The sequence below is a fragment of the Serratia sp. 2880STDY5682894 genome, from assembly GCF_001537385.1.
GTDB classification, from domain to species: domain Bacteria; phylum Pseudomonadota; class Gammaproteobacteria; order Enterobacterales; family Enterobacteriaceae; genus Serratia; species Serratia nevei.
This window is the reverse complement of record NZ_FCJA01000001.1, coordinates 858,977-873,791: the sequence shown is the minus strand read 5'-3', so window position 1 is coordinate 873,791 and position 14,815 is coordinate 858,977. Positions and strand designations below refer to the sequence as shown.

At 56.1% G+C, this 14,815-nt stretch carries 13 protein-coding genes and 2 pseudogenes; 14 read left to right on the top strand and 1 reads right to left on the bottom strand.

The genetic code is table 11. The annotated features are described in order from the left end of the window. Nucleotides 1-3: 3 nt before the first annotated feature. The 13 genes and pseudogenes from AWX27_RS04160 (at nt 4) to AWX27_RS04100 (ending at nt 12,874) form a co-directional block, all read left to right on the top strand. Nucleotides 4-957, top strand: a complete 954-nt coding sequence (locus tag AWX27_RS04160) for a beta-ketoacyl-ACP synthase III (RefSeq protein ID WP_060419538.1) — start codon at nt 4-6, stop codon at nt 955-957. 18 nt (nt 958-975) lie between these two features. Continuing rightward, a complete protein-coding gene (fabD, locus tag AWX27_RS04155) occupies nt 976-1,905 on the top strand; it encodes an ACP S-malonyltransferase (protein ID WP_015377451.1) in 930 nt (309 codons plus the stop codon). An 11-nt stretch (nt 1,906-1,916) separates the two neighbouring features. Next, nucleotides 1,917-2,651 (top strand): 3-oxoacyl-ACP reductase FabG, encoded by a 735-nt coding sequence (fabG, locus tag AWX27_RS04150; protein ID WP_016928193.1) that lies wholly within the window; start codon nt 1,917-1,919, stop codon nt 2,649-2,651. Nucleotides 2,652-2,805: 154 nt separating this feature from the next. Next, entirely contained in the window at nt 2,806-3,042 is a 237-nt protein-coding gene (gene acpP / locus AWX27_RS04145; protein ID WP_004719003.1) for an acyl carrier protein, read from the top strand. Nucleotides 3,043-3,124: 82 nt separating this feature from the next. After that, entirely contained in the window at nt 3,125-4,366 is a 1,242-nt protein-coding gene (gene fabF / locus AWX27_RS04140; RefSeq protein WP_060419537.1) for a beta-ketoacyl-ACP synthase II, read from the top strand. A 144-nt stretch (nt 4,367-4,510) separates the two neighbouring features. Beyond that, nucleotides 4,511-5,308, top strand: coding sequence for an aminodeoxychorismate lyase (gene pabC, locus AWX27_RS04135; protein ID WP_060419536.1), 798 nt, complete (start codon nt 4,511-4,513; stop codon nt 5,306-5,308). 13 nt (nt 5,309-5,321) lie between these two features. Then, a complete protein-coding gene (gene mltG / locus AWX27_RS04130) occupies nt 5,322-6,347 on the top strand; it encodes an endolytic transglycosylase MltG (RefSeq protein ID WP_049197996.1) in 1,026 nt (341 codons plus the stop codon). Continuing rightward, nucleotides 6,337-6,975 carry a dTMP kinase gene (tmk, locus tag AWX27_RS04125; RefSeq protein ID WP_033646442.1) on the top strand — a complete coding sequence of 213 codons (639 nt, stop codon included), beginning with the start codon at nt 6,337-6,339 and terminating at the stop codon, nt 6,973-6,975. The genes mltG and tmk overlap by 11 nt, the downstream gene beginning before the upstream one ends. Beyond that, the gene (holB, locus tag AWX27_RS04120) at nt 6,975-7,982 is read left to right on the top strand and encodes a DNA polymerase III subunit delta' (RefSeq protein ID WP_060419535.1); all 1,008 of its coding nucleotides are present in this window, start codon (nt 6,975-6,977) and stop codon (nt 7,980-7,982) included. Before tmk ends, holB begins: the two co-directional genes overlap by 1 nt. Nucleotides 7,983-8,001: 19 nt before the next feature. After that, nucleotides 8,002-8,778 (top strand): metal-dependent hydrolase, encoded by a 777-nt coding sequence (locus AWX27_RS04115; RefSeq protein WP_060419534.1) that lies wholly within the window; start codon nt 8,002-8,004, stop codon nt 8,776-8,778. 343 nt (nt 8,779-9,121) lie between these two features. Continuing rightward, entirely contained in the window at nt 9,122-10,555 is a 1,434-nt protein-coding gene (gene ptsG, locus AWX27_RS04110; RefSeq protein WP_019455831.1) for a PTS glucose transporter subunit IIBC, read from the top strand. A gap of 247 nt (nt 10,556-10,802) precedes the next feature. Further along, nucleotides 10,803-11,837 (top strand): annotated as a pseudogene (locus AWX27_RS04105) (terminase large subunit domain-containing protein); the annotation flags it as partial. Beyond that, nucleotides 11,838-12,874: pseudogene (locus tag AWX27_RS04100) on the top strand (phage portal protein). 246 nt (nt 12,875-13,120) lie between these two features. Here the strand turns inward: AWX27_RS04100 and AWX27_RS25260 are convergent. Beyond that, complete coding sequence (locus tag AWX27_RS25260) at nt 13,121-13,297, bottom strand: hypothetical protein (RefSeq protein WP_195892962.1); 177 nt, start codon at nt 13,295-13,297, stop codon at nt 13,121-13,123. Nucleotides 13,298-13,597: 300 nt separating this feature from the next. On the opposite strand from AWX27_RS25260, the gene AWX27_RS04095 reads away from it, so the two are divergent. After that, nucleotides 13,598-14,389, top strand: coding sequence for a PD-(D/E)XK nuclease domain-containing protein (locus AWX27_RS04095; RefSeq protein WP_060419533.1), 792 nt, complete (start codon nt 13,598-13,600; stop codon nt 14,387-14,389). Nucleotides 14,390-14,815 lie beyond the last annotated feature (426 nt).

The following is a 14,815-nucleotide window of genomic DNA, read 5'->3' as shown; positions in this document are numbered from 1 at the left end:
TACATGTATACAAAGATTCTCGGTACGGGGAGTTATTTGCCCGTACAAGTGCGCACCAATGCTGATTTGGAAAAAATGGTGGATACCTCTGACGAGTGGATCGTCACGCGTACCGGTATCCGCGAACGTCGCATCGCCGCTGCGGATGAAACCGTTGCGACGATGAGCTTCCAGGCCGCTGAGAAAGCGCTGGAAATGGCAGGTGTGGCTAAAGAAGACATTGGGCTGATCGTCGTGGCGACCACCTCGACCACTCACGCGTTCCCGAGCGCGGCGTGCCTGGTGCAGCAAATGCTGGGCATCAAAGACTGCGCGGCGTTCGATCTGGCTGCGGCCTGCGCCGGCTTCACTTACGCGCTCAGCGTGGCCGATCAGTACGTGAAAAACGGCGCGGTCAAACATGCGCTGGTTATCGGCGCGGACGTCTTGTCGCGCACGCTGGATCCTGAAGATCGCGGCACCATCATTCTGTTTGGCGATGGCGCAGGGGCGGTGGTGCTGGGGGCTTCTGAAGCGCCGGGCATTCTGTCTACCCATCTGCATGCCGACGGCAGCTACGGCAACCTGCTGACGCTGCCGTACAAGGATCGTCAGAATCAAGACAAGCCGGCCTATGTCACCATGGCGGGCAACGAAGTCTTCAAGGTTGCGGTTACCGAGCTGGCGCGCATCGTCGATGAGACGTTGCAGGCCAACAACATGGACCGCAGCGAGCTGGATTGGCTGGTACCGCACCAGGCCAACCTGCGCATCATCAGCGCAACGGCGAAAAAATTGGGCATGGGAATGGACAAAGTGGTGGTGACGCTCGATCGTCACGGCAACACCTCTGCCGCCTCGGTGCCTTCCGCGCTGGACGAAGCCGTGCGCGACGGGCGAATTCAGCGTGGCCAACTGGTGCTGCTGGAGGCCTTCGGCGGCGGCTTTACCTGGGGCTCGGCGCTGGTTCGTTTCTGATTTGGACAGGAAGAAAAAATGACGCAATTTGCTTTTGTTTTCCCGGGCCAGGGGTCACAGACCGTTGGCATGCTGGCCGAATTGGCCGCACAGTTCCCGATCGTCGAAGAAACCTTCGGCGAGGCCTCTTCCGCCCTGGGTTACGACCTGTGGCAGCTGGTGCAGCAAGGCCCGGCGGAAGAGCTGAACAAAACCTGGCAGACCCAACCGGCTCTGCTGGCCGCCTCGGTGGCGATTTTCCGCGTTTGGCAGCAGCAGGGCGGTAAAGCGCCTGCGCTGATGGCGGGTCACAGCCTGGGCGAATACTCGGCGCTGGTCTGCGCTGGCGTGCTGGACTTCAAGGCGGCGATCCGTCTGGTCGAGCTGCGCGGCAAGCTGATGCAGGAAGCGGTGCCGGAAGGCACCGGCGCGATGTACGCCATCATCGGTCTGGACAACGACGCGATCGCCAAGGCGTGTGAAGAGTCTGCGCAAGGGCAGGTGGTTTCTCCGGTCAACTTCAACTCGCCGGGCCAGGTGGTCATCGCCGGCAACAAAGAAGCGGTTGAGCGCGCAGGCGCCGCCTGCAAAGCCGCCGGCGCCAAGCGTGCGCTGCCGCTGCCGGTGAGCGTGCCTTCGCACTGCGCGCTGATGAAGCCGGCCGCCGACAAGCTGGCCGTGGCGCTGCAGGACATCACCTTCAACGCGCCGCAGGTGCCGGTGGTGAACAACGTCGACGTGCGTACCGAAAACGATCCGGAAGCGATCCGCAGCGCGCTGGTGCGTCAGCTGTACAGCCCGGTACGTTGGACCGAGAGCGTAGAATTTATCGCAGCACAGGGAGTGACGTCGCTGCTGGAAGTGGGGCCGGGCAAAGTGCTGACCGGCCTGACTAAACGTATTGTTGACACCCTGACGGCTGCGGCGGTGAACGACACCGCCAGCCTGTCGGCGGCGCTTGAACAATAAAGAGGAAAATGATGAGCTTCGAAGGTAAAATCGTTCTGGTCACCGGCGCGAGCCGCGGTATTGGCCGAGCTATTGCAGAAACGTTTGTGGCACGCGGCGCCAAAGTGATCGGCACCGCAACCAGCGAGAGCGGCGCTGAAGCGATCAGCAGCTACCTGGGCGCAAACGGTAAAGGGTTTATGTTGAACGTTGTTGATGCGCAATCTATCGACAGCGTGCTGGCATCGATTCGCGCCGAATTTGGCGAAATCGACATTTTAGTGAATAATGCCGGCATCACGCGTGATAACCTGCTGATGCGTATGAAGGATGACGAGTGGGAGGATATCCTCGACACCAACCTGACTTCCGTATTCCGCCTGTCAAAAGCGGTAATGCGCGCTATGATGAAAAAGCGGTTTGGCCGTATCATCACCATCGGTTCCGTTGTCGGCACCATGGGGAACGCAGGGCAGGCGAACTACGCGGCGGCTAAAGCCGGTTTGATTGGTTTTAGCAAATCTTTGGCACGTGAAGTTGCTTCGCGTGGCATTACGGTCAACGTCGTGGCACCTGGCTTTATTGAGACGGACATGACACGGGCGTTGACAGATGATCAACGCGCAGGCATTTTGTCATCAGTTCCAGCCAACCGGCTGGGCGATGCTAAAGAAATCGCCAGCGCTGTTGCATTTTTGGCCTCTGATGAGGCCGGCTATATCACCGGTGAAACGTTACATGTCAATGGCGGCATGTACATGATTTAAAAAATGTGAAAACCATTTGCGTTATTTGAGGCAAAAACCGCAAAATAGCGTAAAATCGTGGTTTGACCAGCCGGGATTTAGTTGCATCTTTTTCAGCATTTTATACACTACGAAAACCATCGCGAAAGCGAGTTTTGATAGGAAATTTAAGAGTATGAGCACTATCGAAGAACGCGTTAAGAAAATCATTGTTGAGCAACTGGGTGTTAAACAGGAAGAAGTTTTGAACAACGCTTCTTTCGTTGAAGATCTGGGCGCTGATTCTCTTGACACCGTTGAGCTGGTAATGGCACTGGAAGAAGAATTCGACACCGAGATTCCAGACGAAGAAGCTGAGAAGATCACTACTGTTCAGGCAGCTATTGATTTCATCAACGCTAGCCAGCAGTAAGAGAACATATCTAGGCGGTCGTTCGACCGCCTAAGTTTTTTCTATCCCTAGTGTCATATTTTTCCCTCCCTGGAGGACAAACGTGTCTAAGCGTCGAGTAGTTGTGACCGGACTGGGCATGTTGTCTCCTGTCGGCAATACGGTAGAGTCCACGTGGAACGCTCTTCTTGCCGGTCAGAGTGGCATCAGCCTGATCGACCATTTCGATACCACTGCCTATGCGACCAAGTTTGCTGGCCTGGTAAAGAATTTTAATTCTGAGGATTTCATCTCTCGCAAAGATGCGCGCAAGATGGACGCCTTTATCCAGTACGGTATCGCTGCCGGCATGCAAGCCATGCAGGATGCAGGTCTGGACATCACCGAGGCTAACGCCACCCGCATTGGAGCCGCGATCGGTTCCGGCATCGGCGGCCTGGGTTTGATCGAAGAAAACCACAGTTCACTGGTTAACGGTGGCCCACGGAAAATCAGTCCGTTCTTCGTGCCATCCACCATCGTGAATATGATTGCAGGCCACCTGACAATCATGTACGGCATGCGTGGCCCAAGCATTTCCATCGCCACCGCCTGTACTTCAGGTGTGCACAACATCGGCCATGCGGCGCGTATCATTGCTTACAATGATGCTGACGTGATGCTGGCCGGTGGGGCAGAGAAAGCCAGCACCCCATTGGGCGTCGGCGGCTTTGGCGCAGCGCGCGCCCTGTCCACCCGTAATGACAACCCGCAGGCGGCGAGCCGTCCGTGGGATAAAGACCGCGACGGCTTCGTGCTGGGCGACGGCGCCGGCATGATGGTGCTGGAAGAGTACGAGCACGCGAAAAAACGCGGCGCGAAAATCTACGCCGAAGTGGTGGGCTTTGGGATGAGCAGCGATGCTTATCACATGACGTCGCCGCCGGAAACCGGCGCAGGCGCTGCGCTGGCGATGGAAAATGCCCTGCTTGACGCCGGTGTGACCCCGTCACAAATCGGCTACATCAATGCGCACGGCACCTCTACGCCGGCGGGTGACCAGGCGGAAGCGCAGGCGGTGAAATCCGTCTTCGGCGCCGATGCCCACCGCGTGCTGGTGAGTTCGACCAAATCGATGACTGGCCACCTGTTGGGTGCGGCAGGCGCGATCGAGTCTATCTTCACCGTGCTGGCGCTGCGCGATCAGGCGGTACCGCCAACCATCAACCTGGATAACCCGGATGAAGGTTGCGATCTGGACTTCGTGCCTCATGAAGCGCGCCAGGTCAGCGATATGGAGTTCACCCTGTGTAACTCCTTCGGCTTCGGCGGCACCAACGGCTCGCTGATCTTCCGCCGAGTGTAACTCGCGCTGCGGATAGCTGACGAAAGCCCGGTTTTTTAACCGGGCTTTTTTACGCCCGCCGTTTGGCCGCCGGCGGGGCTGCGTATCGTCTCGCCGCCTGCTATCCTGCGAGCGTAATGAAATAGCCCGGCAACAGGAGGAAGCATGTACTGGATTAACGGACAACGCCACGATGCGCTGGCGCCGAGCGATCGTGGCCTGCAGTTCGGCGATGGCTGCTTTACTACCGCCCGGGTTATCGACGGTAACATCGAGCTGCTGCCCTGGCATCTGGAGCGGCTGCAGCAAGCGGCGCAGCGGCTGATGCTGCCTGCCACCGATTGGCTGGCTTTCGAGCGGGAGATGGCGCTGGCGGCCGAATCAATTCCGCTCGGCGTGGTCAAAGCGATACTGACGCGCGGCAGCGGCGGGCGGGGTTACAGCCCGACGGGGTGCGAAAACCCGACGCGTATCGTCGCCCGCAGCAGCTACCCTGCGCACTATTTGCAGTGGCGCGAGCAGGGCATCACGCTTGCGCTCAGCCCGGTGGCGCTGGCGCGCAATCCGTTGCTGGCGGGGTTGAAGCATTTGAACCGCCTGGAGCAGGTGCTGATCCGCGCGCATCTTGACCAGACGGCCGCCGACGAGGCGCTGGTGCTTGACACTGCCGGTATGCTGGTGGAATGCTGTGCGGCTAATTTGTTCTGGCGTAAGGGAAAAGCGGTATTTACCCCGGATCTGAGCCAGGCCGGCGTCGCGGGCCTGATGCGGCGGCGGGTGATCGCGCTGCTGGCGGGTTCGGAATACCGTCTGCAGTGCGTCAGTGAACCGCTGGAGACGCTGGCCGATGCCGACGAAGTGCTGGTGAGCAATGCGCTGATGCCGCTGCTGCCGGTAAACGCTGCGCAATCATGGCGTTATGCTTCGCGCCAGCTGTATGATTTTTTGCGTCCACACTGTTAACCATGGCTGATTGATGAAGAAAAGAAAGCTGAAGGTCCTGTCTGTTATTGTTGTTCTGGTATTGGCGCTGCTGTTTTGGGGCTACCAGAAGATCGAACGCTTTGCCGATACGCCGCTGGCTATCCAGCAAGAAACCATCTTCAAACTGCCGGCCGGCACCGGCCGGGTAGCGCTGGAAGGGCTACTGGTACGCGATAAGCTGGTGCACAACGGGCGCTGGTTCCAGTGGCTGCTGAAGCTGGAGCCGGAGTTGGCGGAGTTTAAAGCCGGTACCTACCGGTTCACGCCGGGCATGACGGTGCGCCAGATGCTGAAACTGTTGGCCAGCGGCAAAGAGGCGCAGTTCACCGCACGCTTTATCGAAGGCTCACGCCTGCGTGATTGGCAGCAGGTGCTGCAGCAGTCCAAATACCTGAAACACACCCTGGCGGGCAAGAGCGAAGCGGAGATTGCCGCAGCGCTCGGCATTCCTGCGGGAGAAACGCCGGAAGGGCATTTGTATCCGGATACCTATCAGTATACCGCCGGCATGAGCGACATCGCGCTGCTCAAACGCGCACACGTGCGCATGAACAAAGCGCTGCAGGCCGCCTGGGCCGGCCGCGATACCAGCCTGCCGTATAAAACGCCGGAAGATCTGCTGACCATGGCCTCGATCGTCGAGAAAGAGACCGCGGTGCCGGAAGAGCGCAGCAAGGTCGCGTCGGTGTTCGTCAACCGCTTGCGCATCGGCATGCGCCTGCAGACCGATCCGACGGTGATCTACGGCATGGGCGAAAGCTATAATGGCAACATCACGCGCAAGGATCTGGAGACGCCGACGCCGTACAACACCTATGTGATCGCCGGCCTGCCGCCAACGCCGATCGCCATGCCGGGGGAGGCCTCGCTGCAGGCGGCCGCCAATCCGGCCAAAACGCCTTATCTCTATTTTGTCGCCGACGGCAAGGGTGGGCATACCTTCACCACCAATCTGGCGAGCCATAACCAGGCGGTGCGCGTGTACCGTCAGGCGTTAAAGGAAAAGAATGAAAAGTAAATTCGTTGTTATCGAAGGGCTGGAAGGCGCGGGCAAAACCACCGCGCGCGATACGGTGGTCAATGTGCTGCGCGAACACGGTGTCAGCGACATCGTCTTCACCCGCGAGCCGGGCGGCACGCCGCTGGCGGAGAAGCTGCGCGATCTGTTCAAGCGCGGCATTGACGGCGAATTGCCGACCATCAAGGCCGAAGTATTGATGCTGTACGCCGCGCGTGTGCAGCTGGTGGAAACCGTGATTAAACCGGCCCTGGCGCGCGGCGCCTGGGTGGTGGGCGATCGCCACGATCTCTCTTCACAGGCTTACCAGGGTGGCGGCCGCGGCGTGGATCCGCAGCTGATGAGCTCGCTGCGCGACACTGTGCTGGGGGATTTTCGCCCGGACTTGACGGTCTATCTCGATCTGCCGCCGCTGGTCGGCCTGCAACGCGCACAGGCGCGCGGTCAGTTGGATCGCATCGAACAGGAAGCGCTGCCGTTCTTCGAGCGCACCCGCGCTCGCTATCTCGAGCTGGCGGCGCAGGATAAAACCATCGTCACCGTCGACGCCGCCCAGCCGCTGGAGCAGGTGACCGCGGCGATCCGCGACTGCGTCGGCCACTGGCTGCGGCAGCAGGAAGGCGCATAATGAACTGGTACCCGTGGCTGAACGGCCCTTATCGCCAGCTGGTTGGGCAGTACGCCGACGGCCGCGGCCATCATGCGCTGCTGCTGCACGCGGCGCCGGGCAACGGTGACGACGCGCTGGCCTACGGCCTGAGCCGCTGGTTGATCTGCCAGCAGCGCAACGGTGAAAAAAGCTGCGGCGAGTGCCACAGCTGCCGGCTGATGCTGGCGGGCAACCACCCGGATTATCACGTGCTGGCGCCGGAAAAGGGCAAGAGCAGCCTGGGAATCGAGCCGATCCGCCAAGTGATTGAAACGCTGTACGCCCACGCCCAGCAGGGCGGCGCTAAAGTGATTTGGCTGCCGCAGGCGGAACAGCTGACCGAGGCGGCGGCCAACGCGCTGCTTAAAACGCTGGAAGAGCCGCCGGAGAAAACCTATTTTCTGCTGGGTTGCCGTGAGCCGTCGCGGCTGATGGCGACGCTGCGCAGCCGTTGCCTGTATTGGCATTTGGCGAGCCCGGATGAGCAGCTCAGCCTGCAGTGGCTGGGCCGACAGGCGGCCGGATCTCAGACGGACCGCCTCACGGCGCTGCGCCTGCACGACGGCGCGCCGCTGGCCGCCGAACAGCTGTTGCAGCCGCAGCAGTGGCAACAGCGCAGCGCCCTGTGCGCCGCGTTGAGCGCCGCGCTGCCGCAGCGCGATATGCTGTCGCTGCTGCCGGTGTTGAACCATGAAGACGTCGCCGAGCGCCTGCACTGGCTGTGCGCGCTGCTGGTGGACGCGATGAAGTGGCAGCAGGGCGCGCATCAGTATGTATTGAATCAGGATCAGCAGCCGTTGGTGCATCAGCTGGCCAGCCTGCTGAGCAGCGCCTCGCTGCAGCAGATCGTGCAGCAGTGGCTGAACTGTCGCCATCAGCTGCTCAGCGTGGTGGGCGTCAATCGCGAGCTGCTGCTGACCGAACAGTTACTTCGCTGGGAACAGATGCTCGGCGCCGCCGGCTATTCCCACCCTCATTCGCTGTAAAGTAAAAGAGTTAAACATTATGTTGTTAGTCGATTCTCATTGCCACCTTGACAGTCTGGATTATCAAACGCTGCACCAGAATGTGGACGATGCGCTGGCCAAGGCCAAAGCGCGCGACGTCGGCTATGTGCTGGCGGTCGCCACCACGCTGCCGGGCTACCGTTCCATGACCGAGCTGATCGGCAAGCGCAACGACGTGGCCTTCTCCTGCGGGGTGCATCCGCTCAATCTGGAAGAGGGGTATGATTACGCCGAGCTGCGCCGCCTGGCGGCGGCGGAACAGGTGGTAGCGCTGGGGGAAACCGGGCTCGATTACTTCTACCAGAAAGACAATCTCGAGCTGCAGCAGGACTCTTTCCGCGAACATATCCGCATCGGCCGGGATCTGAACAAACCGGTGATCGTCCACACCCGCGATGCGCGTGCGGACACGCTGGCGATCCTGCGTGAAGAGAACGCACAGGACTGCGGCGGCGTACTTCACTGCTTCACCGAAGATCTGGCCACGGCCGAAACGCTGCTGGATCTGGGCTTCTACATTTCCTTCTCGGGCATCGTGACCTTCCGCAACGCTGAACAACTGCGTGAGGTGGCCCGCTATGTGCCGCTGGACCGCATTCTGGTGGAAACCGATTCACCTTATCTGGCGCCGGTGCCGCATCGCGGCAAAGAAAACCAACCCGCCTATGTGCGCGATGTGGCTGAATACATGGCGGTATTGAAGGGCGTCAGCCTGGAACAACTGGCCGAAGCGACCACCGCCAACTTTTCACGCTTATTTCACCTCGATCTGTGATCTTTGACCTAGGCTATAGCTGTAGGTCATTGTCTGCGTAATTTTTTTTAAGCTCGTAATTAATCACTGAAACGGGTAAGGTTCCCTCCCGTTTCAGGGTGATTGATGCGTGTTTTTTGGCCCGTTTTGCCAAAAAATAGCCGGTTTATGCAAAGTTACCGCGGCTCGATCATCGAAACGTGATTGTCATCAAACATTGCGCAGGCTATTTATTTTACTCTGCGTAATAAATTCAAGGGGTGCTCAGACACCCTGAATTGCAGGGGTTTTTCTCCCCCCCTTGCAGCGCGAATTATCGCGACAAGAAGTAGCAAAGCATTATTACTCAGGAGCACACTCAACTATGTTCAAGAACGCATTTGCAAACCTGCAAAAAGTAGGTAAATCGCTCATGCTGCCGGTGTCCGTGTTGCCTATCGCAGGTATCCTGCTGGGCGTCGGCTCCGCCAACTTTAGCTGGCTACCTGCGGTAGTCTCCCACGTGATGGCGGAAGCGGGCGGTTCGGTCTTCGCCAACATGCCGCTGATTTTCGCCATCGGCGTTGCCCTGGGCTTCACCAACAACGACGGCGTTTCTGCGCTGGCGGCGGTGGTGGCCTACGGCATCATGGTGAAAACCATGGCGGTGGTTGCGCCGCTGGTGCTGCACCTGCCGGCTGAAGAGATTGCGGCCAAACACCTGGCGGATACCGGTGTGCTCGGGGGGATTATCTCCGGTGCCATCGCGGCCTATATGTTCAACCGCTTCTTCCGCATTCAACTGCCGGAATACCTGGGCTTCTTTGCCGGTAAGCGCTTCGTGCCGATCATTTCCGGTCTGGCGGCGATCGTTCTGGGCGTAGTGCTGTCCTTCATCTGGCCGCCGATCGGTACGGCTATCCAGACCTTCTCGCAGTGGGCGGCTTATCAGAACCCGGTCGTGGCCTTCGGCATTTACGGCGTGGTTGAGCGTGCTCTGGTGCCATTCGGTCTGCACCACATCTGGAACGTACCGTTCCAAATGCAAATTGGTGAATTCACCAACGCGGCGGGCCAGGTATTCCACGGCGACATCCCTCGCTACATGGCGGGTGACCCAACCGCGGGCAAACTGTCCGGCGGCTTCCTGTTCAAAATGTACGGTCTGCCTGCTGCGGCCATCGCCATCTGGCACTCGGCCAAGCCGGAAAACCGCGCGAAAGTCGGCGGCATCATGATCTCTGCCGCGCTGACCTCGTTCCTGACCGGTATCACCGAGCCGATCGAGTTCTCCTTCATGTTCGTCGCGCCGATCCTGTACGTGATCCACGCTATCCTGGCCGGTCTGGCGTTCCCAATCTGTATCCTGTTGGGCATGCGTGACGGCACCAGCTTCTCGCACGGCCTGATCGACTTTATCGTACTGAGCGGCAACAGCAGCAAAATCTGGCTGTTCCCGATCGTCGGCATCATCTACGGTCTGGTGTACTACACTATCTTCCGCGTGCTGATCGCCAAGCTGGATCTGAAAACCCCGGGCCGTGAAGACACCGCTGCCGAGCAGACTGCGCAGGGCGGTTCCGAAATGTCCGCGGCGCTGGTTCAGGCCTTCGGCGGTAAAGAAAACATCACTAACCTGGATGCTTGCATCACCCGTCTGCGCGTCAGCGTGGCCGACGTGTCCAAAGTTGACCAGGCGGGCCTGAAGAAACTGGGCGCAGCCGGCGTAGTCGTCGCTGGCTCCGGCGTGCAGGCCATCTTCGGCACCAAGTCCGACAACCTGAAAACCGATATGGACGAATACATCCGTAATCATTGATTCAGGCAGGGGAGTTACCAAGGGAGGCGAAAGCCTCCTTTTTTTATTGGTTTTTGATTGATTTATAAGTGTTTTTTATTTTACATATCCACATTTAGACCGAGAGATAAGCGATACTGTGCAACCGCCCACTTCTGCGGGCCGTCTAATTAGCCAAAGATCAATGAGGTTTGTCCGCTGCTTTTGGGGGCGACTGGACAGGACACACTTCTTAGATATCAACTCCAACACCGCCTAGGGGCGAGCGGGCAACCTGTATCTGGATGAATATTTCTGGATCCCGGGCTTTAAGAAGTTCGCCGGGCTGCATCGGGTATGGCGTAGCAAACGTGCTACCGCTCAACGTATTTTTCAATCCCGTCCAGCATGAACCATGAAGCCTATTCATTCTGGAATGGCACGCTGTTTAACAAGGGGAAATCGAAGGACAGACGCAGGGGAATTGACGTTAGCTATGAACGCCTGGCCGGCGGCGTGCTCTGCGAGGACAAGCAATTCCGCCAGATCCTCACCATTGAAGATGCGTTGCGCGGTGGCTGCGACCTGTTCGACCTCGACGAGCTGCGAGAGGAGAACAGCGATGAAGATTTTGACAACCTGTTTATGTGCAACTTCATCGACGATACATCGTCCGTCTTCCCGATGGGCGAAATGCAGCGCTGCATGGTGGACAGCTGGGACCACTGGACGGACGTCAAGCCGTTCGCGTTGTGCCCGGTAGCGTCGCGCGAAGTCTGGATCGGTTATGACCCTGCCAGTTCTGAAGATGGCGACAGCGCCGGGTGCGCGGTCATCCTGCTGCCGCTGGTTGCCGGCGGAAAATTCCGTGTGCTGGAGCGCCATCAGTGGCGCGGGATGGATTTTGCGGCGCAGGCTCGCAACATCAAGGCGCTGACCGAACGTTACAACGTGAGCTATATCGGCATCGACAACACCGGCCTTGGCCGCGCGGTGTCGCAACTGGTGCGCCAATTCTTCCCGGCGGTGAACGCCATCAACTACAGCCTGGAAATGAAAACCGACCTCGTACTGAAGGCCCGCGACGTGATCCGCTCCGGCCGCCTGGAGTTTGATGCCGGCGCGCTGGATATCGCCTAGGCGTTTATGTCCATCCGCAAGCAAATGACGGCCACCGGCCACCGGCCGCCGGGCAACCTATGTCACCAGCCGCGCCGAAGGCGTCAGCCACGGCGATGTGGCCTGGGCCGTCATGCACGCCTTATTCAATGAACCGCTCGAAGGGGCAACCGGTAGCAATACAGGTTTTATGGAGATTTTTTAAATGAGCAAACGCACCCGGGGCCACAAAAACACCCAGCCGATCACGCAGAAACAAAGCGGCGCGCAGCATGTGGAGGCGTTCACCTTCGGCGACCCGATCCCGATGCTGGATCGGCGTGAAATCCTGGATTATCTGGAGTGCAGCATTGTTGACCGTTGGTATGAGCCGCCGATCTCTTTCAGTGGCCTAGCGAAGACGTTCCGTGCGGCCGTGCATCACAGTTCACCGATCACCATGAAGCGCAATATTTTAGTGAGCATGTTCAAGCCTCACCGGCTGCTGTCAAAGCAGGATTTTAGCCGCTATGCGCAAGATTTTATGGTATTCGGCAACAGCTTTATTGAGGGGCGCTATAACCGGTTGGGTGGTCTGATGAAGCTGGCACCCAGTCTGGCGAAATATACCCGCCGTGGGGTAGAAACGGATTCTTTCTGGTTTGTGCAATCGTGGATGGAGCCGCATCAGTTTGCGGAGGGTTCTATTTTTCACCTGTTGGATTCTGACATTAACCAGGAGATTTACGGCGTTCCTGAATACCTTTCCTCGCTTAACTCCATTTGGCTGAACGAAGCCGCTATGCTGTTTCGACGGAAATACTACCTCAACGGCAGCCATGCCGGACTTATCCTGTACATGAACGATGCGGCGCACAAGCAGGAGGATATCGACAACCTGCGAAAGCGCTGAAAGAGTCAAAAGGGCCGGGTAACTTCCGAAACCTGTTCATGTATGCCCCTGGAGGTAAGCCGGACAGGTTACAACTGATCCCTCTGGCCGAGGTTGCGGCAAAGGACGAGTTTTTGAACATCAAGAACGTGACCCGCGATGATCAACTTGCTGCCCAGCGTACGCCACCGCAACTGATGGGGATTTTACCAAACAATACCGGTGGTTTTGGTGATGTAGAGAAAGCGGCGCGGGTGTTTGCCATTAACGAGCTGGCTCCGTTGCAAGAACGGCTGTGCGAGTTAAACGAGTGGGCAGGGGAAGACGTGATCAGCTTTAAACCCTATGAACTGCTGAAATCAGATGTTTAAGTTATTAGCATAATAAACATACAAGATTATACCTAGCGTGGAGTTTTTTATTGCCTGAGAAAAATATTAGCTATCAGCAAGTTTTATCAAGAGTAGTCATTTATACGACAGGGTCTCAATAAAATGGTTGGGGAGCTCCAAGGAACAATCAAATGTGTCTTTTAAACACATGACGTTTCACTTAGGGTATTAAAAAAGGCCGCGAAAGCGACCTTTGGCAAGAGTATTAACTCTGATTTGTACCGATTACGCCTTTAGTAGAGCGTCAATCCATGCCGTAACACGGTTGTAGCCAGCAAACAAGCGATCTTGTAAGGATTGCTGAAAATCGGTTGGTTCGCGTACCGTAGCATGAGCCGCGAGTGCATTGCTGTATAATGCCTGTGCAGCAAAAAGAGCTGCGATTTTTTTTTGTTTACTCATTGAACTATTTCCTTATTTTGAGTAGATGTTACCGAGACTTCGTGTCTGGCAATGGTATTATATAACATATTGTTTAAATGTTTCAGAAGAATTCGTCGAAGGTTTAATACCGCAGTATCGTGGCTGATTGACGTTCCGGCTTTCCAGCCGTTTTGAGCGTGGCCATGCAACTACAGGTGTAGAATTGATGAGGCTGGACAGAATCACTTGAGTATTTAGAGTAAGGGAATAAGTACAATTTTATGGTATATTGAGTGGGAGCGTAACGTTACTTTGACTCCCATTTTTAGGAAGACAGTTATGTCAAATTCATTATATCAAACTCGGTATGAGCAGTTAGATAAAGAATTACAAGTTGTATTGGCTACTAAAACTATGAAGTACAGTAGTATGTTAAATATAAATCAGGAATACGTAGATTCAGAAAAATACAAGGTATGGGTAACAAGAACCCAGAAGTTAATTGCAGATTCATATGGTAAAGAGTCTGATACTTACAACTCTTTCGTTAAAGAACAGAAAGGTTACTATGCTACAAATTATGAAATTCTGAGTAAACAGTTAAAGCCAGTTTTTGATGCCGCAAAAGCGGATTTAGCTTACTCCCAGCCAGAGGTTATTGCCCCCAGTGGTGATAAGGATCTAGAGTTAATCATCAGTATTCTCAAAAAATTCCCTGCATTTTGCCGAAAGTTAAAGCAGCGATATAGTGACAGAGCAACAATAGAAATAAAAGATGAGTATGATGTTCAGGATCTTGTTCATGCGCTTTTGACCATTCATTTTGATGATATCCGACCGGAAGAATATACCCCCAGTTTTGCTGGCGCCTCCTCAAGGCAGGATTTTCTTTTGAAGAAAGAAAAGATAGTTATCGAAGTAAAGAAAACACGTAAGACGCTAGGCGCAAGACAAATTGGTGAGGAGCTCATTACAGACATGACACGTTACCGTGTACACCCAGACTGTGAAACGCTTGTTTGCTTCGTTTACGACCCAGAAGGGTGGGTGAGTAACCCTTCTGGACTTATCACTGACCTGGAAGCAGCTAACTCAGAAGGTAAAGTACGTGTGGTAATAGCCCAGTTTTAATCACTATTCGGTGCCAATAAATTGGACAAAATAGCCAAGGTTTCAGTTGGCAAAAAAATTAAGAAAGAGGCCGCATTAGCGGCCTTGTTCATTAGATTGATTCGTTAGTGAGGAACTTGCCGGCAGCATCTTATTCATATACAGATGCCTCTTTGTGTATCTCTGTGACATGTCACAAGCGAGTTACCTTATGAAAATGACACGTCACATGACTGTTGAAAATAAAAATGTGACGTGGCAGGATCGTTTAACGTTACCCGGCATGCTTTACGCTGTCACTCTTCTATAAAGCGTGTTTTTTATCGGGATCGACCCGGGTTTTAAATAAAAAAGCACTGCATATCCTAAGTGCAACAATCCGCATATTTTCTTGCATTCCTAATCATCCTTTCAAGCTATAGCCAACAAGGTTTGACGCGTGTTACG